The organism is Pannonibacter sp. I15F10I1 (assembly GCF_900185665.1).
GTDB classification, from domain to species: Bacteria; Pseudomonadota; Alphaproteobacteria; order Rhizobiales; family Stappiaceae; genus Pannonibacter; species Pannonibacter indicus.
The window spans coordinates 20,481-42,161 of the sequence record NZ_FYAN01000014.1 but is presented as its reverse complement, the minus strand read 5'-3'; the positions used below and the strand labels follow the sequence as shown (position 1 = coordinate 42,161).

General features: G+C 62.9%; 21 protein-coding genes. 8 read left to right on the top strand and 13 right to left on the bottom strand.

Annotated elements, in window-relative coordinates; all coding sequences use genetic code 11:
* Position 1: 1 nt before the first annotated feature.
* From IF10I1_RS09900 to IF10I1_RS09875, 6 genes are all read left to right on the top strand, one after another.
* Positions 2–1,072, top strand: coding sequence for an ABC transporter ATP-binding protein (locus IF10I1_RS09900; RefSeq protein ID WP_186424471.1), 1,071 nt, complete (start codon positions 2–4; stop codon positions 1,070–1,072).
* 3 nt (positions 1,073–1,075) lie between these two features.
* On the top strand, positions 1,076–1,945 hold the full coding sequence (locus IF10I1_RS09895; RefSeq protein ID WP_050473084.1) for a carbohydrate ABC transporter permease: 870 nt from the start codon (positions 1,076–1,078) through the stop codon (positions 1,943–1,945).
* Between the two features lie 73 nt (positions 1,946–2,018).
* The gene (locus IF10I1_RS09890) at positions 2,019–2,855 is read left to right on the top strand and encodes a carbohydrate ABC transporter permease (protein WP_208977629.1); all 837 of its coding nucleotides are present in this window, start codon (positions 2,019–2,021) and stop codon (positions 2,853–2,855) included.
* Positions 2,856–2,857: 2 nt separating this feature from the next.
* Entirely contained in the window at positions 2,858–3,142 is a 285-nt protein-coding gene (locus IF10I1_RS09885; RefSeq protein ID WP_186392625.1) for a DUF2160 domain-containing protein, read from the top strand.
* Between the two features lie 66 nt (positions 3,143–3,208).
* A complete protein-coding gene (locus IF10I1_RS09880) occupies positions 3,209–4,933 on the top strand; it encodes an ABC transporter substrate-binding protein (protein WP_186392624.1) in 1,725 nt (574 codons plus the stop codon).
* Between the two features lie 260 nt (positions 4,934–5,193).
* A complete protein-coding gene (locus IF10I1_RS09875) occupies positions 5,194–5,901 on the top strand; it encodes an alpha/beta fold hydrolase (RefSeq protein WP_208977624.1) in 708 nt (235 codons plus the stop codon).
* 65 nt (positions 5,902–5,966) lie between these two features.
* On the opposite strand, the gene IF10I1_RS09870 is transcribed toward IF10I1_RS09875, so the two are convergent.
* The 5 genes from IF10I1_RS09870 to IF10I1_RS09850 form a co-directional block, all read right to left on the bottom strand.
* Positions 5,967–7,052, bottom strand: coding sequence for an ABC transporter ATP-binding protein (locus IF10I1_RS09870; RefSeq protein WP_050473086.1), 1,086 nt, complete (start codon positions 7,050–7,052; stop codon positions 5,967–5,969).
* Between the two features lie 2 nt (positions 7,053–7,054).
* Positions 7,055–7,972 (bottom strand): carbohydrate ABC transporter permease, encoded by a 918-nt coding sequence (locus IF10I1_RS09865; protein ID WP_050473087.1) that lies wholly within the window; start codon positions 7,970–7,972, stop codon positions 7,055–7,057.
* Positions 7,965–8,858 (bottom strand): carbohydrate ABC transporter permease, encoded by an 894-nt coding sequence (locus tag IF10I1_RS09860; RefSeq protein ID WP_050473088.1) that lies wholly within the window; start codon positions 8,856–8,858, stop codon positions 7,965–7,967. The genes IF10I1_RS09865 and IF10I1_RS09860 overlap by 8 nt, the downstream gene beginning before the upstream one ends.
* A gap of 119 nt (positions 8,859–8,977) precedes the next feature.
* On the bottom strand, positions 8,978–10,198 hold the full coding sequence (locus IF10I1_RS09855) for an ABC transporter substrate-binding protein (RefSeq protein ID WP_186392738.1): 1,221 nt from the start codon (positions 10,196–10,198) through the stop codon (positions 8,978–8,980).
* A gap of 188 nt (positions 10,199–10,386) precedes the next feature.
* Positions 10,387–11,580 carry a CaiB/BaiF CoA-transferase family protein gene (locus IF10I1_RS09850; protein WP_186392623.1) on the bottom strand — a complete coding sequence of 398 codons (1,194 nt, stop codon included), beginning with the start codon at positions 11,578–11,580 and terminating at the stop codon, positions 10,387–10,389.
* A 226-nt stretch (positions 11,581–11,806) separates the two neighbouring features.
* Here IF10I1_RS09850 and IF10I1_RS09845 point away from each other — a divergent pair, with 226 nt between their 5' ends.
* Positions 11,807–13,549 (top strand): glycoside hydrolase family 3 protein, encoded by a 1,743-nt coding sequence (locus IF10I1_RS09845; protein WP_244284688.1) that lies wholly within the window; start codon positions 11,807–11,809, stop codon positions 13,547–13,549.
* Positions 13,550–13,650: 101 nt separating this feature from the next.
* Positions 13,651–14,598 carry a transcriptional regulator GcvA gene (gene gcvA, locus IF10I1_RS09840; RefSeq protein ID WP_186392622.1) on the top strand — a complete coding sequence of 316 codons (948 nt, stop codon included), beginning with the start codon at positions 13,651–13,653 and terminating at the stop codon, positions 14,596–14,598.
* A gap of 56 nt (positions 14,599–14,654) precedes the next feature.
* On the opposite strand, the gene IF10I1_RS09835 is transcribed toward gcvA, so the two are convergent.
* Genes IF10I1_RS09835 through IF10I1_RS09800 form a run of 8 tightly spaced genes read right to left on the bottom strand, consistent with a single transcriptional unit; the run spans position 14,655 to position 21,677 of the window.
* Entirely contained in the window at positions 14,655–16,010 is a 1,356-nt protein-coding gene (locus IF10I1_RS09835; protein ID WP_186392621.1) for a sigma-54 dependent transcriptional regulator, read from the bottom strand.
* Positions 16,007–17,455 (bottom strand): HAMP domain-containing sensor histidine kinase, encoded by a 1,449-nt coding sequence (locus IF10I1_RS09830; protein WP_208977256.1) that lies wholly within the window; start codon positions 17,453–17,455, stop codon positions 16,007–16,009. The genes IF10I1_RS09835 and IF10I1_RS09830 overlap by 4 nt, the downstream gene beginning before the upstream one ends.
* Positions 17,456–17,498: 43 nt before the next feature.
* Positions 17,499–18,773: a monovalent cation/H(+) antiporter subunit G gene (gene mnhG / locus IF10I1_RS09825; RefSeq protein WP_186392620.1), complete on the bottom strand. Its 1,275-nt coding sequence runs from the start codon at positions 18,771–18,773 to the stop codon at positions 17,499–17,501.
* The gene (locus tag IF10I1_RS09820) at positions 18,773–19,063 is read right to left on the bottom strand and encodes a monovalent cation/H+ antiporter complex subunit F (protein WP_050473094.1); all 291 of its coding nucleotides are present in this window, start codon (positions 19,061–19,063) and stop codon (positions 18,773–18,775) included. The genes mnhG and IF10I1_RS09820 overlap by 1 nt, the downstream gene beginning before the upstream one ends.
* Positions 19,060–19,395, bottom strand: a complete 336-nt coding sequence (locus tag IF10I1_RS09815; protein WP_058899050.1) for a Na+/H+ antiporter subunit E — start codon at positions 19,393–19,395, stop codon at positions 19,060–19,062. Before IF10I1_RS09815 ends, IF10I1_RS09820 begins: the two co-directional genes overlap by 4 nt.
* Positions 19,392–20,897 carry a Na+/H+ antiporter subunit D gene (locus IF10I1_RS09810; protein ID WP_186392619.1) on the bottom strand — a complete coding sequence of 502 codons (1,506 nt, stop codon included), beginning with the start codon at positions 20,895–20,897 and terminating at the stop codon, positions 19,392–19,394. Before IF10I1_RS09810 ends, IF10I1_RS09815 begins: the two co-directional genes overlap by 4 nt.
* Positions 20,890–21,276 (bottom strand): NADH-quinone oxidoreductase subunit K, encoded by a 387-nt coding sequence (locus IF10I1_RS09805; protein WP_094463027.1) that lies wholly within the window; start codon positions 21,274–21,276, stop codon positions 20,890–20,892. The genes IF10I1_RS09810 and IF10I1_RS09805 overlap by 8 nt, the downstream gene beginning before the upstream one ends.
* Complete coding sequence (locus IF10I1_RS09800) at positions 21,273–21,677, bottom strand: MnhB domain-containing protein (RefSeq protein WP_122520768.1); 405 nt, start codon at positions 21,675–21,677, stop codon at positions 21,273–21,275. Before IF10I1_RS09800 ends, IF10I1_RS09805 begins: the two co-directional genes overlap by 4 nt.
* Between the last annotated feature and the right edge of the window lie 4 nt (positions 21,678–21,681).

Below are 21,681 nucleotides of genomic sequence, written 5' to 3'. Positions count from 1 at the left end.
CATGGCAGAAATCAGCTTCGACCGCATCCGCCACGCCTACCGCCCAAACCCGGAAAAGCCTGAAGACTTCGCCTTGCGCGAAATCAATCATGCCTTCCGCGATGGCGGGGCCTATGCCCTGCTGGGGCCGTCCGGCTGTGGCAAGACGACATTGCTCAACATCATCTCCGGCCTGCTGCATCCCTCGCATGGGCGGCTCAGGTTCGGCGGGCGTGACGTGACGGACCTGTCCACCCAGGATCGCAACATTGCGCAGGTGTTCCAGTTTCCCGTCGTCTACGACACCATGAGCGTTTACGACAACCTCGCTTTCCCCCTGCGCAACCGCAGGGTCGAACCGGGGCTGATCGATGCCAAGGTGCGCGAGACGCTGGAGATGGTCGGCCTGTCCGGCCGGGCGCACCGCAAGGCGCGGCGGCTGACGGCGGACGAAAAGCAGAAGATCTCGCTCGGGCGCGGGCTCGTGCGGGCGGACGTGAATGCGATCCTCTTCGACGAGCCGCTGACGGTCATCGACCCGCACATGAAATGGGAGCTGCGCTCGCAGCTCAAGAAGCTCCACCGCCGCTTCGGTTACACCATGGTCTATGTCACCCATGACCAGACCGAGGCGCTGACCTTCGCGGATGAAGTGGTGGTCATGTACGAAGGGCAGGTGGTGCAGATCGGCACGCCGGCGGAGCTGTTCGAGCGGCCCATGCACACCTTCGTCGGCTATTTCATCGGCTCGCCGGGCATGAACCTCCTGCCCGTGGCCGTGGAGGGGCGCACCGCCCGCATCGGCGCGCATCAGATCGAGCTTCCCCACGGCGCGCAAGGACTGCCGCCGGGCAGGACCGATCTCGGCGTGCGGCCGGAATATACCCGCATCTCGGATCAGGGCATTCCGGTGCAAATCCGCAAGGTGGAGGACGTGGGCCGCCGCCGCATCGTGCGTGCGGTGCTGGATGGCCGCGAGATTGCAGCCGTTGCGCATGAGCATGAACCCCTGCCTGCCTCGCCCCATGTGCAGTTCGTACCGGGCGGCATCAATCTCTACGCCAATTCCTGGCGTGTCGAGCTGGGAGCCTAACCCATGGAAAAAACCTGGAACAACAAGGCCTGGTTCCTCGTGCTGCCAGTGCTTCTTCTGGTCGCCTTCTCGGCGGTCATCCCGCTGATGACGGTGGTCAATTATTCGGTTCAGGACACTTTCGGCAACAACGAGTTCTTCTGGGCCGGGACGGAATGGTTCAAGGAGGTGCTGGCCTCTAACCGCTTCTGGCAATCCATGGCCCGCAATCTTCTGTTCTCGGCCATTGTTCTCCTGGTCGAGATCCCGCTCGGCATCCTCATCGCCCTCAACATGCCCAAGCGCGGCATAGGTGTGCCCATCTGCCTGGTGTTCATGTCCCTGCCGCTGCTCATCCCGTGGAATGTGGTGGGGACGATCTGGCAGCTGTTCGCCCGCACGGATATCGGCCTGTTCGGCTCCGTGATGACCTCGCTCGGCTTCGACTACAACTATGGCCGTGACACGCTGGATGCCTGGTTCACCATCGTCATCATGGATGTGTGGCACTGGACCAGCCTCGTGGTGCTGCTGTGCTACGCCGGGCTCATGTCGATCCCCGATGCCTATTATCAGGCCGCGAAAATCGACGGCGCCTCGCGCTGGAGCGTGTTCCGTTTCATCCAGCTGCCCAAGCTCAACCGGGTGCTCCAGATCGCCATCCTGCTGCGCTTCATGGACAGTTTCATGATCTACACCGAGCCCTTCGTCGTCACCGGCGGCGGACCGGGCAGCGTCACGACATTCCTGTCCATCGACCTCGTGAAGATTGCTGTCGGCCAGTTCGATCTCGGTCCGGCCTCGGCCATGTCGATCATCTACTTCCTGATCGTGCTGCTGGTGTCCTGGGTGTTCTACACCGTCACCACCCAGCCCGATGAAGACCGGACCTGAGGAGCCCCCCATGACACAGGACACCCAGACGACACGGGAAAGCCGGACGGCTCCGGACTATCCGGTCGATGCCATGATCAAGGCACACAGCATCGGTGCAAGCCGCCGCCCGCGCTCGCTGCGCTGGCTGATCCCGGCCTTCTACATATTGTTTCTGATCATCCCGATCTACTGGCTGGTCAATCTGTCCTTCAAGACGACCAACGAGATCCTGAGCGGGCTCTCGCTGTGGCCGCAGCAGCCGACGCTGCGCAACTACACGGTCATCTTCACGGACCCGGCCTGGTACGAAACCTATTTCAACTCCATGACCTATGTGGTCATGAACACGGTGATCTGCATCGCCGTTGCGCTGCCTGCCGCCTATGCCTTCTCGCGCTACCGGTTCCTGGGCGACAAGCATCTGTTCTTCTGGCTGCTGACCAACCGCATGGCGCCGCCCGCGGTGTTCATCCTGCCCTTCTTCCAGCTCTATTCGGCCTTTGGCCTCATCGACACGCACATTGCCGTGGCGCTGGCGCACTGCCTGTTCAACGTGCCGCTGGCCGTCTGGATCCTCGAGGGCTTCATGTCCGGCGTGCCGAAGGAGATTGATGAGACGGCCTATGTCGACGGCTACTCCTTCCCGCGCTTCTTCGGGAAGATCTTCATGCCGCTGATCGCGTCCGGCATCGGTGTCACGGCCTTCTTCTGCTTCATGTTCTCCTGGGTCGAGCTGCTGATCGCCCGGACCCTCACGACAACCGATGCCAAGCCGATTGCCGCCGCGATGACCCGCACCAGCTCAGCCACGGGCTTCGACTACGGGGTGCTCGCGGCGGCCGGGGTGCTGACAATCATTCCGGGCGCGCTGGTGATCTGGTTCGTCCGCAAACATATCGCCAAGGGCTTTGCACTGGGGAGGGTGTAATCATGATCGATCTCAGCTGGATGGCCTGGACCTGGCAGACGGCCTCGTTCTTCGTCCTGATCGGGCTGCTGCTCGCCGGCATGGGCATCTGGGAATATGTCTCGCCCGGCGGCAACCCGCGCTACGGCATCCTGCGCATGACGACCACGCGCGGAGACCGGCTGTTCATTTCGCTGCTTGGCAGCGCTTTCATCAACATAGCCTGGCTTGGCTTCGGCGGCCCGGATCTGTGGTGGGCTCTCGCACTCTCGGCCGTCTACGCCATCGGCGTATTCCGCTTCGTTTAGCGAGTAGGTACCCGGCGGAGCTCTCTGCCGGGGGGAGTGATGGTGCATACGCTATGGGAGGAAAACATGCGGAAGCACATGATGACATCGGCAAGCCTGCTTGCACTCGTGCTGGGTGTCAGTCAGGCCCAGGCGGGCATGGACGAGGCGAAGGCATTCCTTGACAGCGAAATCAAGGACATGTCCGTCCTCGACCGGACAGCGCAGGAAGCGGAAATGCAATGGTTCGTGGATGCCGCCAAGCCGTTCCAGGGCCTGTCGCTGCGCGTCGTCTCCGAAACGATCACCGCCCACGACTATGAATCCAAGGTGCTGGCACCGGCGTTCGAGCGGATCACGGGCATCAAGGTCAGCCATGATCTGATCGGCGAGGGGGACGTGATCGAGAAGCTGCAGACGCAGATGCAGTCGGGTGACAACATCTATGATGCCTATGTCAATGACTCCGACCTGATCGGCACCCATTGGCGCTACCAGCAGGCCCGCAACCTGACCAAGTGGATGGCGGGCGATGCCAAGGACGTGACCAACCCCGGGCTGGACCTTGCGGACTTCATCGGCACCTCCTTCACCACCGCTCCGGATGGCGATCTCTACCAGCTGCCGGACCAGCAGTTCGCGAACCTCTACTGGTTCCGGTACGACTGGTTCAGCGACGAGAAGAACAAGGCCGATTTCAGGGCCAAGTATGGCTATGACCTGGGCGTGCCGGTGAACTGGTCGGCCTATGAGGATATCGCCGAGTTCTTCACCGGGCGCGAGATCAACGGCAAGCAGGTCTTCGGCCATATGGATTATGGCAAGAAGGACCCGTCACTTGGCTGGCGCTTCACCGATGCCTGGCTCTCCATGGCCGGAAATGGTGACAGGGGCATTCCCAACGGCAAGCCGGTGGATGAGTGGGGCATCAAGGTTGACGAGAACTCCCGTCCGGTCGGCTCCTGCGTGGCCCGAGGCGGGGACACCAACGGCCCGGCGGCGGTCTACTCTGTTGCCAAATATCTGGAATGGCTGAAGAAATACGCTCCACCGCAGGCGCAGTCCATGACCTTCTCGGAAGCCGGTCCCATCCCGGCGCAGGGTGACGTGGCCCAGCAGATCTTCTGGTACACCGTGTTCACGGCCGACATGGTCAAGCCGGGCCTTGCGGTGGTGAACGAGGACGGCACGCCGAAGTGGCGCATGGCACCGTCCCCGCACGGGGTCTACTGGAAGGAGGGCATGAAGCTCGGCTATCAGGACGTGGGGGCCTGGACGATCCTGAAATCCACCCCGGATGACCGTGCCAAGGCGGCCTGGCTCTATGCCCAGTTCGTCACGTCAAAGACGGTGGATCTGAAGAAGAGCCACACGGCGATCAGCTTCGTGCGCCAGTCCACGCTCGACCATCCGAGTTTCACGGAGCGTGCGCCGGAACTGGGCGGCCTTGTCGAGTTCTACCGCTCGCCCGCCCGCCTGCAGTGGTCACCGACCGGAACCAACGTGCCGGATTACCCCAAGCTTGCCCAGCTCTGGTGGCAGGCCGTCGGTGATGCGGCGGCGGGCACGAAGACCCCGCAGGAAGCAATGGATGCGCTTTGCGCCGAACAGGAAAAGGTGCTCTCCCGTCTGGAGCGCGCCGGGGTGCAGGGCGATCTCGGCCCGAAACTGGCCGAAGAGCATGACCTTCAGTACTGGCATGAGGATGCGGTGAAGAAGGGCAATCTCGCCCCGCAGCTGCCCATCGAAAACGAGAAGGAGCAGCCCATCACCGTCAACTACGACGAGCTGGTGAAGAGCTGGCTCAAGTGACCGGGAGCCTTCCGGTCTGATGCCTCTGACGGCCAGGATGCTTCCCGCATTCTGGCCGTTGTCCTTGCGGGCAGCAGATTATGCCACGCGGGCGCTCAATCCCATTGACGCTTCGTCTTGGAATGTGCCGGGCGATGCATGAAAAACCGGCTTGTGACCCTGCCTGGCGGTTAGGCTGGACGAAACTTTTCGGTCCATTTTTGACCGGGTGTTTGCGGTATGTTTTGCGGACGCGCTGCAGCGATTAAGGAGACTGCCGTATGACGACACTCGTGACAATTCCTGGCATCATGTCGGACGACCGAACCTGGGCGCCCATTGCCAAGGCCGTCAGCCACCGCTTCAACGCTGTCCACGTGGCTGATACCACGCAGGACAACATGCTGACCGGCATGGCCAGCAGGGCGCTTGAGGCCACGACCGGCGGACTGGTGATTTTCGCCCATTCCATGGGCGGCCGCGTTGCCATGGAAATGGGCCGGCTCGCGCCCGAACGGATCATCGCCATGGTGCTGTCCAGCACCGGCCATGACGGCCCTTCGGAAGATGAGGAGCCCAAGCGGCTGGCCCGTATCGCGGAAGGCAATGCGGGCATGGGCGCCTATGCCCGGAACTGGGCACCCAAAGTCCTCTCCAGCGGGAACGCCCAGAACCCGGCCCTGCTGCAGCAGATTGTCCAGATGGTTGAGGAATGCCCGGCCGAAGTTCACGAGCGCCAGAACCGCGCCTTGCTCGCCCGGCCTGACGCTTCCCTGTATCTGGCTGATTTTGACTTTCCGGTTCTGCTCATGACCGGCAGTGAGGATCATCTGTCGACGGAAGAGACGCATGGGCAGATCGCTGCGCTGCTTCAGGATGCCGAGTCCATTGTCATTGAGGGCGCCGGCCACCTGCTGCCTTTTGAGCAGCCGCAGAAAGTGACGGAGGCCATTTCCGGATGGCTGGACCGCCGCAGGCTTCTTTCCTGAATTCAAGGGACTGCAGACGTTTTAAAGGGGGCTCTGGGCCCCCTTTTCCGTTTCCCCTGACTGCGTCAGATGCGCAGTTCCTCCTGGGTGTCGAAGATCGACGCGCGGGCAGGGTCAAAGCCGATGAGCATGCTGTCCCCGACGGCGACCTTGGCCTGCCCATCGATCAGCAGGCGGAAGGGCATGCCCTCCAGCGAGGTCCAGACCAGCGTCAACCCGCCCATCGGCTCCACCAGTTCCGCCTTGACCTCAGCCGAAACCGGCGCGTTGCGGGCCGCTTCGGCAAACAGCACATGTTCGGGGCGGATGCCGAACCAGACCTCGCCCTCTGCCTCGGGACGTGTGAAGCCGTAGCCGTCCAGCGGAATGTTCATTGCACCCAGGCGGAGGCGTGGAGCCGGATCCCGCTTCAGCACCCCTTGCAGGAAGTTCATGGACGGAGAGCCGATGAAGTCCGCCACGTACTTGTTGATTGGACGGTTGTAGATTTCATCGGGGCTGGAAAGCTGCATGATGACGCCGCCCTTCATGATGGCGATCCGGTCGGCAAGTGTCATCGCCTCGACCTGATCATGCGTCACATAGATCATGGTGTTCTTCAGCGACTGGTGCAGCCGCTTGATTTCCACTCTCAGGTCTGCGCGCAGCTTGGCGTCGAGGTTGGAAAGCGGCTCGTCGAACAGAAAGACATCGACATCGCGCACCAGGGCCCGGCCGATGGCGACGCGCTGGCGCTGGCCGCCCGACAGGGCGGATGGCTTGCGCTTCAGCAGCGGTTCGATCTGCAGGATGCCTGCTGCGCGGGCGATGCGGCGCTTGATCTCGTCTTTGGGAATCTTGGCATTCGTCAGTCCGAAGCTCAGGTTTCCTTCCACGGTCATCTGCGGATAGAGCGCATAGGACTGAAACACCATGCCGATGCCGCGCTTGGACGGCTCGGTCCAGGTGACGTTCTGCCCGTTGATGAAGATGCTGCCGTCCGTTGGTTCGAGCAGTCCGGCGATGCAGTTGAGCAATGTGGATTTGCCACAGCCGGAGGAGCCAAGCAGCACGAGGAACTCGCCATTGCCGATGTCGAGGTTAAGGTTGCGCAAGACTGAGACTGAGCCAAAGTCGAGCTTGAGATCCTTGATGGAAACACTCGGTTGCATGGTCATCCTTTCACCGCGCCGGCCGCAATGCCGCGCACAAAGAGTTTGCCCGAAATGAGGTAGATGGTGAGGGGTACAATGCCGGATAGAAGCGTGGCCGCCATGTTGACGTTGTACTCTTTGACGCCGGTTACCGAGTTGACGATGTTGTTCAGCTGGACCGTCATGGGGTAGCTCTCCGGCCGCGTGAAGATGACGCCGAAAAGAAAGTCGTTCCAGATGGCGGTTGTTTGCAGGATGACCGCAACGACGAACATTGGCAGTGCCATTGGCATCATGATCTTGAGATAGATCTTCCAGAAGCCGGCCCCGTCCACGCGGGCGGCCTTGAAAAGTTCTTCCGGCACGGATGAGAAATAGTTGCGGAAGAGGAGGGTCAGGATCGGCATGCCGAAGATGGTGTGAACCAGAACCAGGCCCCAGATGCTGCCATAAAGGCCGATCTCGCGCAGCAGGATCACCATCGGATAGATCATCACCTGATAGGGAATGAAGGCGCCGATGATCAGGATCGTGAAGAAGACGTTCGCTCCCTTGAAACGCCACATCACCAGGGCATAGCCGTTCACCGAGGCCACCGCGATGGACAGGATGACCGAGGGAACGGTGATCTTCACCGAATTGAAGAAGCCACGCGACAGGCCGTCACAGTTCAGGCCGGTGCAAACGCTCGCCCATGCCTTGACCCAGGGCTCGAAGGTGATCTCCAGCGGCGGGGCAAAGATGCTGCCCAGCCGCACCTCCGGCATGCCCTTCAGCGAGGTCATGACCATGACGTAGATGGGCAGCAGGTAGTAGAACGCCAGCAACAGGAGCGTTCCGTACAGGACGATGTTGCGGCGGGTGAGCGCCGGGCGGGGCCTCGGGCCACGGGCGCCGGCAATGCCTGCGGGCAACTGGGCCAGCTTTGCGTCAGCCATGCTTCTTGCCTCCGAATTCGAGATAGGCCCAGGGAATGATCACGAAAATCACCGCGACCAGCATCATGGTGGATGCCGCAAATCCTTGTGCGAGGTTCTGTGAGACGAACATGGCGTCAAAGACGAACTTGGCCGGCACTTCGGATGCCAGGCCGGGGCCGCCGCCCGTCTGGGCAATGATCAGGTCATAGAGCTTGATGATGCCGGAGGTGACGAGGACCAGCGTGGTGATGAAGACGGGACGCATCATCGGGATCACCACGAACAGATAGGTCTTCCACGTGGGGATGCCGTCGATCTTCGTGGCTTTCCAGATGTCCTCGTCGATGCCGCGCAGACCTGCGAGCATCAGGCACATGACAAGCCCGCTGCCATGCCAGAGCCCAGCAATCAGTACGCCGTAAAGCACAAGGTCAGCGTTGTAGAGCGGATCAAAGGTGAAGCTCTCGAAGCCCATGCTGCGCACGGCGGCCTGGATGCCGAACTCGGCATCCAGCAGCCATTGCCAGACAAGGCCGGTGACGATGAAGCTGAGCGCGTAGGGATAAAGGAAAATGGTCCGAAAGCTGTCTTCAAAGCGGATCTTCTGATCGATGAGGACGGCGAGGAGAAAGCCGAGCACCAGGGACATAATGAGCATCAGGCTGCCATAGACGGCCAGGTTCTCGATGGAGATGACCCACCTGCGGGTGCTCCACAGTCTTTCATATTGTGCAAGGCCCACCCAGTCGGCCCTTGGCAGCAACCGTGAGTTCGTGAACGAATAGGTGATGGTCCAGGCCGAGAAGCCGATGAACACGACCAGAGCAGTCACGACCATCGGGATCGCAGCTATCTTGGCGCTGAGGTTTTTGAGCAATCCTGCCGGCTTGCCATGCGGTGACATGTTTGCGGCCCCTCTGTTGTTGATAGGTCTGGTCTGCGCGGAACTCCAGGCTCCGCGCATCAACCGGATCGCATGTTCCAGGTCTTTGAAATGCCCGGGCGCTGCGCCCGATGCGGCCATCAATCGGCGGTCGCGATGATCGCGGCAAACTCAGCCTGGGCACGGGCCGGGTCAAAGTTTGGATCTGCAAAGAACTCCACCACCAGATCGGTGACGCGCGCCACAGTGTCCGGGGAAACCAGCGTGTTGACGCTTTCGATGACATGTCCCTTTTGCAGGATCTCCATGCCCTTCTTCATGCATGCGGTCGCATCGGTCAGTTCGATGTCGCCGCGCACAGGCAGGGCTCCCTTGGCGGCTGTAAAGGCCACCTGGACTTCAGGTGACACAATCACGTTGGCCAGAACGTCCTGGGCGGCGATGATCTCCGGGTTCGTGACCTTGGGGAAGTAGAAGGCATCACCGGCGGCGGTGATGTATTGATGCTCGCCAAGCCCGGGCAGGCAGGTGTAGTCCTGCTCGGTCATGCCGGCCTGGGTAAACTCACCCTGTACCCAATCGCCCATGATCTGGCCTGCGGCGCTGCCGTCGATGACCGTCCGTGCCGCCATGTTCCATTCCTGGACGTTGATCCCTTCCATCATCGCACGTGCTTCGGCAGCGGCTGCGAAAACCCTGGCGACTTCCGGTCCGGCGGCGAAGTCTTCATCCCGGTCCTGATAGACGCGCAGGAACAGGTCCGGGCCGCCGATGGACACCATGAGAACATTGAAGGTCAGCTGCAGCTGCCAGGCCTGCCGCCCCTGAACGAGAGGAGTAATGCCGTGCTTGCGCAGTTCCGGAGCGGCGGCGACGAATTCCTCCCAGTTCCGCGGAACGGCAAGACCATTCTTGGTGAAGACCGAATTGTTCAGCCACAGCCACTGCTGAGAGTGGATGTTGGAGGGCACGCAATAGAGGCGGCCGTCAAACGTGCAGCTCTTGAGCATGGACGGGGGAAAGATCTTGTCTTTCCAGCCATTGGCCTCTGCAAGCTCCGTTACGTCGCGCATGAAGCCGGCCTCGATCAGCTCGCCCATGGCGGCGCTGTGCGTGAACTGGGTTGCGCCCATGGGATCACCGCCGGTGATACGGCTGGTGATCAGCGGGCGCGCAACACCGCCGGCGCCGGCAATGGCGCCGTCCACCCAGGTGTGGCCGCTCTTCGAGAACGCATCCGCGATGACCTTGATGGCTGCGGCTTCGGCACCGGAGGTCCACCAATGCGTTACTTCCAGGCTTGCGGAATATGCCGGCTGACAAAGACCGGCCAGTGTGGCGCCGAGTACCGTAAGCTTCATTTTCATGTCGGAGATCCCCCGTCTCTGGATGACTGCGCGCCGGAGCGGCGCTGTTCACAGTCCTTTTGCCTCCCAGCGCCAGAACCGAATTTACGTATTGATCCTCAGGAATGGCCGCCGCTGCGTCAACGGCGCCCAAATTGGGTCCCGTCTAACATTTTGTACCGGGTGGCTGCCGCTTCCGGCTTTCAGGCGATGATGCCTCTGGCGCGCAGGCCGGTGATTTCGCTCGCCTGATAGCCGAGGCTTGTCAGGATCTGGTCCGTCTGGGCACCAACCGGCTGCGGCGGCGTGTGCAGCGAAGGCCCGGCTTGTGACATCGTGAAACCTGCCAGTGTCGTAGCCATGCCGGCGACGGTTCCCGGCTCTCCGTCAAAGCGGTGGAAGACGCCCCGGCTCGCCAGATGCGGATCATTGACAGCCTCATCGAACCTGCGGATCCGGGCGCAGGGAATGCCTTGATCCTGCAAGGCTTTTTCCCAGTAATCGGCCGGTTTGCCAAGGAATGCCGTGCGCAGCACCGCCGCCTCCTCGTCATAGCCGTCAAGCCGTTCGTTGTTGCCAGGCTTGATCATGTCCGGCCGTCCCAGAAAGGCCCAGAGGCGCTTCTGCTGCCGCAGATTGGAGGCTGAGACCATCATGGGAGCATCGCTGGCGTGATACATTCCGATCGTTGCAAACGGATAGGTGTTGCCCTTCATCCCCGGCGCTTTGCCGCTCCAGAAATAGGCTGCCGCATGCGATGTCGCGAACATCATGGCGACATCGAGCATCGAGACGTCGATGGCGACACCGGCTCCTGCGTTGCGTTCGCGCGCCAGAAGGGCTGCGGCGATTGCATACGCGGTCGTTGTCCCGGCGGCATAGTCCATGATGGGCGCGCCGCATTTGAAGGGTTTGGCCGGGTCGTCACCCGTCATCGCCATGAAGCCCGAAAACGCCTGAATGATGTTGTCATAGCCGCGCAGCTCGCGGCGCGGGCCGGTTGCGCCAAAGGCGGAGAGGGAGCAGTAGATCAGGCCGGGATTGTGCTTTTTCAGATCGTCATATCCCAGGCCCAGTGCCTCAAATGCTCCGGGCCTGTAATTTTCGATGAACACGTCGGCGGTGGCCAGAAGGCGCATCATGGCCTCACGGCCTTCGGGTGTTTTCAGGTCGAGGGCAATGCAGGATTTGTTGGAGCCTTGGGCCAGATAGGCGGTTCCCATGCCCCGGCTGTTCATCTGCCTGTCCGGGCCTTGGGCGCGGGCTTGATCGGGCTCGTTGGGGTCCTCAACCTTGATGACTTCTGCGCCGAGGGTCGCGAGCTGAAACGCTGCAAACGGTCCGGCCAGGACATGTGTCGTGTCGATTATCCTGTAGCCTTCAAACGCCTTTTTCATTTCCTGTTCCGCTGATCGAGTGGAGTGTTGGCCTGGCCCGGACGGGTCTTGCAAGCTGCGGGCAACCTGGTTCGCTCCATTTCAGGTCAGGTCATCCAAACAATCAACGCGGCGGGCGGCCCCAAGAAGTTAGGGCTGAACTGAGTGATTATGTGCAGACCATCCCGCCATGCTTATGTAGCCTGTCTGTCACATTTGCCTTCTGAGATGGTGAGGAGCGCCGCCAATGACGGCCAGCATGGCAATGACCGACGAGCAGATCCGTGGGGCCCCGTTCAATGTTGATGCCGCGGGGCTTGAATGGGTGAAGGCAACGTTCCGCAAAATGGCGGACGAGGAGAAGCTTACGCAATTGCTTCTTCCCATGAGCCGGGACCTTTCGGATCAGGCGATGGACGCCCTTGCGGCACAAGGTGTGGGCGGCATTCACCGTTTCCCCAGCTATCCGGAGGCCGAACTGCGCAGCTCTGCGGAGCGTGTGCTGTCGGCATCCCCCATTCCCCCGCTGCTGACCGCCGATATTGAAATGTCGGAGAAGGCGAGCGTGAAGTCCGGTACCAGCCATCCCAATCAGATGGCCGTCGCGGCGACCGGATCGAGCCGGAATGCCTACCGGATGGGTGCAATTGCCGCGCGGGAGGCCCGGTATCTGGGCTTTGGCGTCAGCTGGACGCCGGTGGCTGATCTTGCGTTGAATTTCCGGGCCAATGCGGTCAACACCCGGGCGTTTTCTGCCGGGCTGGAGCAAACGGTCCGCCTCTTGTCATCCTACATGGACGGGATGCATGACAATGGCCTCGTCAGTTGCGTCAAGCACTTCCCCGGTGATGGGGTGGATGAGCGCGACCAGCATTTTGTGACGAGCTGCAATTCTATGCCCATGGAGGTGTGGCGGGAAAGCTTCGGCCGGATCTATCAGACAGCCATCGGCAAGGGCGTGCGCCTGATTATGGCTGGCCACATTTCCTTGCCGCATTATGCCGGGGAGCGGGGCGGGGAGGCCTTGAGCGCTCCCTATGCTCCTGCCTCGCTGAGCCGGGATCTGTTGCAGGGATTGCTGCGCACAGAGCTCGGCTACAACGGAGTGATTGTTTCGGACGCAACCGGCATGGCCGGTTTCACATCCTGCGGAAGCCGGGCCGATATCGTGCCCCAATGCATCGAAAGCGGCTGCGACATTCTCCTGTTCCCTCAAGGGATTGAGGCGGATCTGGAGCATCTGCGCAGGGGGCTGGCACGTGGCGCTCTCAGCCGGCGGCGGCTGGATGAGGCGGTGCTCCGCATTCTGGCCCTCAAGGCTTCGATGGGTCTGCACGTTGCCCCCGTGCTGGTGCCGGAAAGCTGCCGCAGCCAGATGCTGGCAACGGATGAGCACAGGCTTTGGGCGGAGGCAACCTGCCGGCAGGCGGTCACGCTGGTCAAGGACAGCCAGTCCCTGCTTCCCTTGTCTCCCGACAGGCATCGCCGCATTCTTCTGGCCGAGGTGCGCGAGCGGCGCAGCCCGTCGTCGGCCCTGCCGGATCTGCAGATTGCGCAGTTGCTCGAGGCGAGGGGTTTTGAAATCACACGAGTGGTTCCAGGAGAGCCTCTCAACTCACGGGGACAGGATATCGGCCTCTATCTTTCGGCGGAGGAGGGGCTGTCCGGAAAAGAGTCTCTGGGTCCGAACTGGGAGCGGCTGCATGGCCCGTTTCCGCTGACCATGCAGCGCATGTGGCAGGAACTGCCGTCGCTTTATGTCTCGCTGGGCTCTCCGTTCCTGCTGTATCACATGCCGGATTGCCCCACCTACATCAATGCCTACAGCCCGGTTCTGCCGATGCAGGTGGCGCTCGTCGAGGCTTTGTGCGGCGGCATTCCGTTCCTTGGACAAAGTCCCGTGGATCCGGCGTGCGGCCTGCCTGATGCCATGGGGAAAGGCCTGGCACATGCGCTACAGGGGCATGCCGGTGCCGGCATATACAAATGATGTGCTGCCAGCACCGGTCTGTGTATCATGATTGCGCTGCCCGGCTGACGCTGACATGTCCTGTTTCATGCCGGTCCGGCACCTGCACTCAGGAATGATGAATGATTGCCACGCCAACCCGCACGCTTCCTCCGTTGAACCCGCTGAAGGCATTCGAGGCTGCGGCGCGGCACAAGAGCTTGACGGTTGCAGCTGATGAATTGAATGTCAGTCAGGTCGCCGTCAGCCGGCAGGTCCGGGTTCTGGAGGACTATCTGGGCGTGATCCTGTTCCGCCGCCAGAACAGGGGGATCGAGCTGACGCGTGAAGGCGCCTTGCTGTTTGAAGGCATCGAGAGGGGCTTTCAGGACATCGAAGCTGCCACCCGGCGCGTGTCCCGCAGGGGGCAGAGGAATATTCTGGCGATCCAGTCCTATGTGACTTTTTCACACCGCTGGCTGATGCCGCGTCTGCATGATTTCCATCACAGATATCCCCGGATCGAGGTCCGCTTGTCGTCGTCACCGGAACCGGCCGATTTCGAGACCGGCAATCTGGACGCAGCCATTCGCGGCGGGGATGGCTCCTGGCCTGACCTGCATGCCGAGAAGCTGGCCGACATGGAACTCATCCCAGTGTGTTCGCCGGCGTTCTTCCAGGATCACCCGATGACGCAGGTTGATCAGCTTGAGAAAATGAAACTGCTGTGTTCGGCAGCCCGGCCCCATGACTGGCCAAGCTGGCTCAAGTCCGCGAATGCCTCTTTTGAGCCCAAAAACAAGATGGTTTTTGAAAACAGCTCCCTGGCGTGCGAGGGGGCGCTGATGGATCTCGGCATTGCCATCGCGAACCGGCATTTTGTCCAGCGCCAGTTGAACGCCGGAACGCTGGTGGCGCCGTTTGAGCATGGGTGCCGTACCGGCGAAAGCTATTATCTGACCTGGCCGAAGGGCCGCACCCCGTCCAAGCCGCTTCTCAACTTTCTCTCCTGGATCCGGACCCAGATTACAGGCAAGGCTGGGGAGAGGGACCATCTTGAGGAAGAAGACGAGATTTATGACGAAGACTGAGCCTTGCATGCTGCGGGGCTGGTTCCGCTGAGCTCATGCGCCGTCCGCCGGAAGGTTCAATGTTCGTCCTCTCCCCGGCTGATGCCGAGGCGGCGCATTTTTTCCCACAAGGTGCTGCGGGAGATGCCGAGGCTGGTAGCGGCGGCGCTGGTGGAGCCCTGAAACCGGGTGAGCGCGGCGGTGATATGGGCCTTTTCAGCCGCATCACGCACATCGGCAAGGGGTGTCTCCGGCGCGGCTGCAGAGGCTTGAGGCGCAGCCGCATCTTGCGCCCTGCTGAAGCCTTCGGGAAAGAGATCGGCCTCCGTCAATGCGCTGCCGCTGCCAAGCGCGACGGCCCGTTCCACGCGGTTGATCAGCTCACGGAAGTTGCCCGGCCATGGGTGCTGCTTTGCCGCCTCTTTCGCGGTCTCGCTCAGCGGCGGCGCGCCAAGGCCCATGCGGGCGGACGCTTCCGCCGCAAGCCGTTCCAGCAGGGCCGGGATCTCGTCCTGCCGCTCGCGCAGGGGCGGCAGCTTGCAGGTGATGACATTGATGCGGAACCACAGGTCTTCGCGGAAGGCGCCGCTCGTGGCCATGGCCTCCAGATCCTTGTTGGTGGCGCAGACGACCCGCGCCTCGAAACGCCGGCTCTGGCTGGCGCCGAGGCGCCGGAATTCGCGCGTTTCCAGCACGCGCAGCAGCTTCACCTGCAAGGCAGGCGGCAGATCGCCGATTTCGTCGAGAAACAGCGTGCCGTCTTCTGCTTCCTCGAAGAAACCGCGATGGGCTGCGGCTGCTCCCGTGAAAGCCCCGCGCTCGTGCCCGAAGAGCAGGGAATCGGCGAGGTCCGCCGGCAGCGCGCCGCAGTTGACCGGCACGAAGGGCCTGCCCTTGCGTGGTCCTGCCTCATGCACATAGCGGGCGGCCACTTCCTTGCCCGTGCCGGTTTCCCCAAGCAGCAGGACGGGCAGATCGATGGCCGCCGCGCGGCGCAAGGTGCTGCCGGTCTTTTCCATGGCAGGGCTGTCTGAGAAGGGATCTGCGGTGCTGCCTGCCGGACTGCGGCGGCGGCTGGCGATCACCTGCAGCGTGTCGACAAGGGCATCGAGATCGAAGGGCTTGCTGACGTAGTCAAGCGCCCCGTCGCGCACCAGCCGCACGGCCTGGTCGATGTCGCCATAGGCGGTCATGAAGATCACGGGCACCATGCCGGACCGCGCGAAATGCTGCCGCATGACGCTTTCGCCATCCCCGTCCGGCAGGCGGATGTCGGAGAGGATGATGTCCGGCGCATCCCCGTCCAGCGCGGCGCGGGCCTCGCTGGCCGAGCGGGCCCAGCGGACCTTGAAGCCTTCCAGCTCCAGCCGCTGGCGCAGAGAGGCGCCGAGGGTCGCGTCGTCCTCGACCACGAGGATGCGGCTTGCCGTCATTTGGCTGCGCTCCCGTTTTCAGGTTCACTGGTGAGGGTCAGCTGCACGGTGGTGCCTGCGCCTTCCTTGCTGCGGATCGACAGGTCCGCGCCGATCCGCGCCACCAGATTGGACACCACCCAGATGCCGATGCTGCGTTCCACCGGCACATCATCGACCTGGCCGGAGATGATGGCTGCCACCAGTTCCGGCGGCATGCCGGGGCCTTCGTCGCTGACCCTCAGTACAACCGTATGCGCGGCTTCATCCTGCGACAGGCCGACGGTAACGGTGCCGCCGGGCGGGGAGGCGCGCACGGCGTTGAGCATCAGGTTGATGAGGATCTGGCGCAGGGCGTCCGCATCGGTCATCACCTCGGCCGTTTCATCCAGCTCCCAGGCGAGGATGGCTCCGGCGCGCCGGGCCTCCGGTGCAATCAGCAGTTCAAGATCCTGAATGTCGCGGGCGCTCAGGAGCTTTGCGCCCGAACGCCGGCGGTATGTGGACAGGGTGACATCGACGACGCGGCCGATGCTGTCGAGCCCGTTCTCCAGAAAGTCGAGGGTCTCCTTGCGCACCTCTTCACGCTCGCCAAACCGGCGCAGGGTGGAAATGCCGTTCTTCAGCCCGGCGAGGGGATTGCGCACCTCATGGGCGATGCTGGCGGCCATGCGCGCCAGCAGCCCGTCCCGCTCCTGCTGGGCCATCTGCTCCAGCATGCTCACCCGCTGGGCCTCGGACTGTTCCCGCAGGGCAAGAGCTGCTTCCAGCTGGCGCAGTTCATCGCCGCGCCGCCATCTGGCAGCCCCGGCAGCGCCGGTTTCCTGATCGGCAAGGCGTTCGATGAACCGGTCGAGCGGCATGAGGGCCCGGTGCGTCACCGCATAGGTGGCAAGCGCTGCGATGATGGCGACAAGGATGTCGATCCCCAGCGCCACGCTTGTGACCATGCTGGCTGCGTCTTCAAGGGGCGTGGTGTCAAAGGTGGCGGCAAGATAAAGGCGCCGGTCCTCGAGAGGGTAGCTGCGGGCAATCAGCAGCACCGGCCGGTCCGGCACGCTGGTGAGGCTGACACCTTCCGGCCCGAGCGTTTGCGCCTCGCTGAGCGCCTGGTTCAGGAGATCCGCGTCTGTTTCCGTCAACACCGCCGTGCGGATGGTGCCGGTCCTGTCGGTCCACCGGGCTGCCATGCCCTGTTCAAGCAGTGCGGTGCGGAAGGTGAGGGACGCCGCCAGCTGGGCGCCGACAGTTTCCTCCGCATCCTTTTCCTTGATTTCAGCGGCGATATGTCCGGCCACCGCATCCAGAAACACAAGGGCCTGATCCCTGAGGCCGGTTTCATTGCTGGAGCGCAGCACCATGACGCCAATCTGGGTCGTGCCCACCGCCACGACGAACATGGCGATGGCCACAAACAGGGGCAGGGTTACGGACAGAGGCAGCTTTGATCGCAAAGGTGTCGTCATGTCCAATTGCAATAGCCCAACCACAAGCCGGCGTGCCAGAGCTTTATGCCGGATTGCCGGTCTGTGGCTCCATGATCAGCACGTCGCTTTCCAGTCCCGGTGCGATGCGCTCCCGCCAGGGCGTGCCGTACCAGCTGGTGCGCAGCGGCCGGGGTGTGTGGCCGAGTATGACGGCGCGCACGCCTTCCGCCCCTGCCGGGATGGAGCTGTCGTCACCTTCTGCGGCCAGCTGCACGTAGTCACAGCCGAAGCGGCGGGCAACGCCAGCAAGATGCGAGGGGCTGTCCGGCTGGTTGGTGACATGGACAAGCTTCGTCACGTCCCACAAGCCGCTGAGCAGGGCCCATTCGGTCAGGGCGGGCAGGTGCTCTTCGCCGCAATCGCGCACCACGAGCGTGCGGGCGCTTTCCGGCAGTGTTTTGCCGGAGGTGAACAGGACCGGGCCGCGGTGGCTCGACGGCAGCCGCAGCAGCCCGTCCGGATCCCAGGTGGTCAGGTCCCGCCGGCCTTCGGCCTGATGGTGGAACCAGCCCTTGCAGGGCAGCACAAGCAGGGTCCGGCCCGGCTCGTCCGCACACAGGAGCAGCTGCTCCGGATCGCCTTCGTCATAGACGAGGACCGGCTCGGACGAGGCCCGGGATGTGCAGGTCTTCAGGGCCCGCAGCGCGGCGCTGGCCTTGTCGCGGATCCGCCGGCGCATCTGCGCGTGATCACTGGATGCGGCAATGGCGTGGGTGTCGATCAGCACATAGGCCGTCAGACTGGCACCATTGCCTTTGGCGATGGCACAGGCCCGGTCGGCCGGCGGCTGCACTTCACCGTCGATCACCGCGAAGCGGACAGCTTCCAGCGCCAGAAACGGCTTCAGGGCACCGCGCGGCTCCACGAGATGGCGGAACGGGGCTTCGGCAGGGCGCTCGTCCGGCTCAAGCACAGCCTCCCCGGCCGGCCAGCCGGTCGGCCATTGGGTGCGCTCGTCCAGCGGCTGGGGTGCCCGGCGCAGCACGCCCTCCAGCGCGTCCCCTCCGGCGAGCGCCAGACGGGCACCGGAAACATAGGCGGCCCGGCCCAGAAGATGACCGGCGACAGGCACGGTCAGCAGCAGGAATAGCAGGGTCAGCAGGCCCAGCACCACCGCTTCCATGTCACCATGGGCGATGATGCTGCCGAGGAGCACGAGGCCTGCGCCAAGGGTGCCCGCCTTGGTGGCGGCATGCATGCGCTGGAACGGATCGGGCAGCTTCATGACCCCGAGGGCGGCGATGCACAGGAAGCCGACACCGGCCAGCTTCAACAGGACGGAAAGCAGCAGAAGCATCACTTGTCCTCCTTCTTCTTCTCAAGCAGCGCCGACAGCGAGCAGGTGGCCAGGAAGCCGATCAGTGCGATACCGAAGGCGATGTCCAGAAACTCGCGGCGCCCGGTGCCGATCATGGTCAGCGCGGCAATGGCGACGGCGATGCCGGTCAGCATGTCCAGCGCGACGAAACGGTCGGCATAGCCGGGGCCGGTGACCATGCGGATGGCGGCAAGCGTCAGGGGCACCATCAGGATTGCGATCAGGATGGCGGCGAAGAGGGTCAGGTAGCTGTCCAGAAACTCGATCATCCTTCAATCTCCTTGATGCGCTTTTCGAACGTGCCCTTGATGTTGGCTGCGACCACATCCGGGTCCGGGGCATTGAGGACATGCACATAGAGGGTGCTGAGGTCCTCGCTCACATGCAGCGAAGTGGTGCCCGGTGTCAGGCTGACGCAGTTGGCAAGGGCTGTGACCCCGGCGCGGCTGCGCAGGTTGACCGGCACGGCAACAATGGCCGGGCGCAGTGCCGTGCGGTTGCCCAGAACCTGCCGGGCCACCGTGATGGACGAGGCCACCAGTTCTCTCAGGAACACGAGCCCGAGAATTGCGGACTGGCCGATGCGAATGGCGAGGGTCATGGCGTCACTCCTGCGGTCTTGAGTTCGGTATCGAAGGCGCTGATGAACTCCGACGGATTGCCGAGGCTCTCGCCGGCGAGGTTGGAGAAGGCGATCAGCGGCTCTGGATTGAAACCGATGGCCACGGTGATGACGCCCAGCACCACGATGGGGGCCACCATGGCGAGCGGCACCGGGCGGGTCTTGAGCTTGCGGACCGGCTCCTTCCAGAAGGCCTCGATCCAGATCTTGCTCATGGAGAAGATCGTCAGGAGGCCGACAAAGAGCGCGACGGCGGCAAGCCAGGCGGCATCATTCTGGAAGGAGGCATCCACCACCATGAACTTGGCCCAGAAGCCCGACATCGGCGGGATACCGGCCAGCGACAGGGCGGGAATCGCGAAAAGCACCGCGAGCAGCGGCGAGGACTTCATCAACCCGCCGGACTTGCGCAGGTCGAAGGACCCGGTCGCCCGGTGGATGGCGCCTGCGATGAAGAACAGGTTCGCCTTCACCACGATGTGGTGGATGATGTAGAAAACCGCGCCAGCCAGGGCGAGCGGCGTTGCGATGGCAAGGCCCAGCATGATGTAGCCGATCTGACTGATGATGTGGAACGACAGGATGCGCCGCACGTCCCACTGCACCGCCGCGCCAAAGACGCCGAACAGCATGGTCCCGGCCGCGAACAGGGCCATCAGCGGCTTCAGTCCGCCGTTGTCCACCTCGAAGAGCAGGGTGAAGACGCGGAACAGCGCATAGACGCCCACCTTCGTCAAAAGGCCCGCAAACACCGCCGAAACGATGATCGAGGCCGTGTGATAGGAGGCCGGCAGCCAGAAGAACATCGGGAAGAAGCCTGCCTTGATGCCGAAGGCCAGTAGGAACATCATTGCCGCCAGGCTGAGCGCTGCCGAGGACTCCGTGCGCGGCAGAACGGTGGCGAGGTCTGCCATGTTCAGCGTGCCGGTGGCGCCATAGAGCAGCCCGATCGCCATCAGGAACAGGATGGTCGAGAACAGGTTCAGCACCGCATATTTGATCGCCCCGTCGATCTGCGCACGGGTGCGGTCCAGCGTGATGAGGCCGAGCGTTGCGATCAGCATCACTTCAAACCAGACATAGAGGTTGAAGATGTCGCCGGTCAGGAAGGCGCCGTTGACGCCGGTCATCAGGCCGAGGAACAGCGGGTAGAAGCCCGAACGGATCTGACGCTGGCGCAGGTCCGCGAGGGCAAAGACCAGCGCACACAGGGCCAGCAGGCTGGAAATCACCACCATTGCCGCGCTGAAGCGGTCTGCAGCGAAGACGATGCCGAAGGGCGGGGCCCAGCCTCCGAAGGCCTTGGTCAGGATTGTGCCGGTCATGGTCTCGCGCAGCACCAGCACGGAGGCGGCCAGCGTAAGGGTCATGCCGGTAAGGGCCACGGCGCGCTGCACGGCCGACCAGACATGGAAGGCGGCAGCCAGCGCGGCGGCGGCCAGCGGCAGGATGACGGGCCAGAGGAGAAGCGTGTCAGCCATTGCGGGTGGCCTCCTTGTCAAAGGGCGAGCCGAGTTCTTCGGCCGCATTCTGCTCGTCGGTGAAGACGGAACCGAGGGCCGAATAGGCCTTGAGCACGAGAGCGGCAGCAAAGGCCACCAGCGCAAAGCCGATGACGATGGCGGTCAGGATCAGCGCCTGCGGCAGCGGGTTGGCTGCTTCGGCGCCAAGCACCTGCGCACCCTTTTCGATGATCGGCGGGGCGGTGAACTGCAGCCCGCCCGCGACGAAGATCAGGAGGTTCACAGCCGCCGACAGCAGCACGACGCCGAAGAGGATGCGCACCACGTGCCGCGACAGCAGCAGATAGATGCCTGCGCCCATCTGGGCCGAAATGGCGAAAGCGTAGATGAGGCTCACTGTTCCACTCCCTCATAAAACCGGAAGACCAGCGACAGCACGCCGCCAATGACGACCATGAAGACGCCGATATCGAAGATCGTGGCGGTGCCCACATGGGCAGAGCCGAGTTCCGCCCACCAGTGGGTCAGGAACGAGCCATCCGAGAAGAGCCCCGGCAGGCCGCTGATGAAGGACAGGAACAAGCCGCAGCCCATCAGTGCGACGGGGTGAACCATCAGTGCCCGGCGGGCCGTCTCCACGCTGCCTGCCAGCGCCAGCAGCGCGAAGCCGAGGGCTGCGAACAGTCCGCCGATGAAGCCGCCGCCCGGTTCGTTGTGACCGCGAAACAGCATGTAGACGGACACCACGAGCAGCAGCACGAAGACGAGGCGGGACATGGTTGAGAAGATAATGGACATGGCT

Coding starts and splice junctions, on each gene's coding strand:
- IF10I1_RS09900 (WP_186424471.1), top strand. CDS start 2: ATGGCAGAAATCAGCTTCGACCGCATCCGCCACGCCTACCGCCCAAAC.
- IF10I1_RS09895 (WP_050473084.1), top strand. CDS start 1,076: ATGGAAAAAACCTGGAACAACAAGGCCTGGTTCCTCGTGCTGCCAGTG.
- IF10I1_RS09890 (WP_208977629.1), top strand. CDS start 2,019: ATGATCAAGGCACACAGCATCGGTGCAAGCCGCCGCCCGCGCTCGCTG.
- IF10I1_RS09885 (WP_186392625.1), top strand. CDS start 2,858: ATGATCGATCTCAGCTGGATGGCCTGGACCTGGCAGACGGCCTCGTTC.
- IF10I1_RS09880 (WP_186392624.1), top strand. CDS start 3,209: ATGCGGAAGCACATGATGACATCGGCAAGCCTGCTTGCACTCGTGCTG.
- IF10I1_RS09875 (WP_208977624.1), top strand. CDS start 5,194: ATGACGACACTCGTGACAATTCCTGGCATCATGTCGGACGACCGAACC.
- IF10I1_RS09870 (WP_050473086.1), bottom strand. CDS start 7,052: ATGCAACCGAGTGTTTCCATCAAGGATCTCAAGCTCGACTTTGGCTCA.
- IF10I1_RS09865 (WP_050473087.1), bottom strand. CDS start 7,972: ATGGCTGACGCAAAGCTGGCCCAGTTGCCCGCAGGCATTGCCGGCGCC.
- IF10I1_RS09860 (WP_050473088.1), bottom strand. CDS start 8,858: ATGTCACCGCATGGCAAGCCGGCAGGATTGCTCAAAAACCTCAGCGCC.
- IF10I1_RS09855 (WP_186392738.1), bottom strand. CDS start 10,198: ATGAAGCTTACGGTACTCGGCGCCACACTGGCCGGTCTTTGTCAGCCG.
- IF10I1_RS09850 (WP_186392623.1), bottom strand. CDS start 11,580: ATGAAAAAGGCGTTTGAAGGCTACAGGATAATCGACACGACACATGTC.
- IF10I1_RS09845 (WP_244284688.1), top strand. CDS start 11,807: ATGACGGCCAGCATGGCAATGACCGACGAGCAGATCCGTGGGGCCCCG.
- gcvA (WP_186392622.1), top strand. CDS start 13,651: ATGATTGCCACGCCAACCCGCACGCTTCCTCCGTTGAACCCGCTGAAG.
- IF10I1_RS09835 (WP_186392621.1), bottom strand. CDS start 16,010: ATGACGGCAAGCCGCATCCTCGTGGTCGAGGACGACGCGACCCTCGGC.
- IF10I1_RS09830 (WP_208977256.1), bottom strand. CDS start 17,455: ATGACGACACCTTTGCGATCAAAGCTGCCTCTGTCCGTAACCCTGCCC.
- mnhG (WP_186392620.1), bottom strand. CDS start 18,773: ATGCTTCTGCTGCTTTCCGTCCTGTTGAAGCTGGCCGGTGTCGGCTTC.
- IF10I1_RS09820 (WP_050473094.1), bottom strand. CDS start 19,063: ATGATCGAGTTTCTGGACAGCTACCTGACCCTCTTCGCCGCCATCCTG.
- IF10I1_RS09815 (WP_058899050.1), bottom strand. CDS start 19,395: ATGACCCTCGCCATTCGCATCGGCCAGTCCGCAATTCTCGGGCTCGTG.
- IF10I1_RS09810 (WP_186392619.1), bottom strand. CDS start 20,897: ATGGCTGACACGCTTCTCCTCTGGCCCGTCATCCTGCCGCTGGCCGCC.
- IF10I1_RS09800 (WP_122520768.1), bottom strand. CDS start 21,677: ATGTCCATTATCTTCTCAACCATGTCCCGCCTCGTCTTCGTGCTGCTG.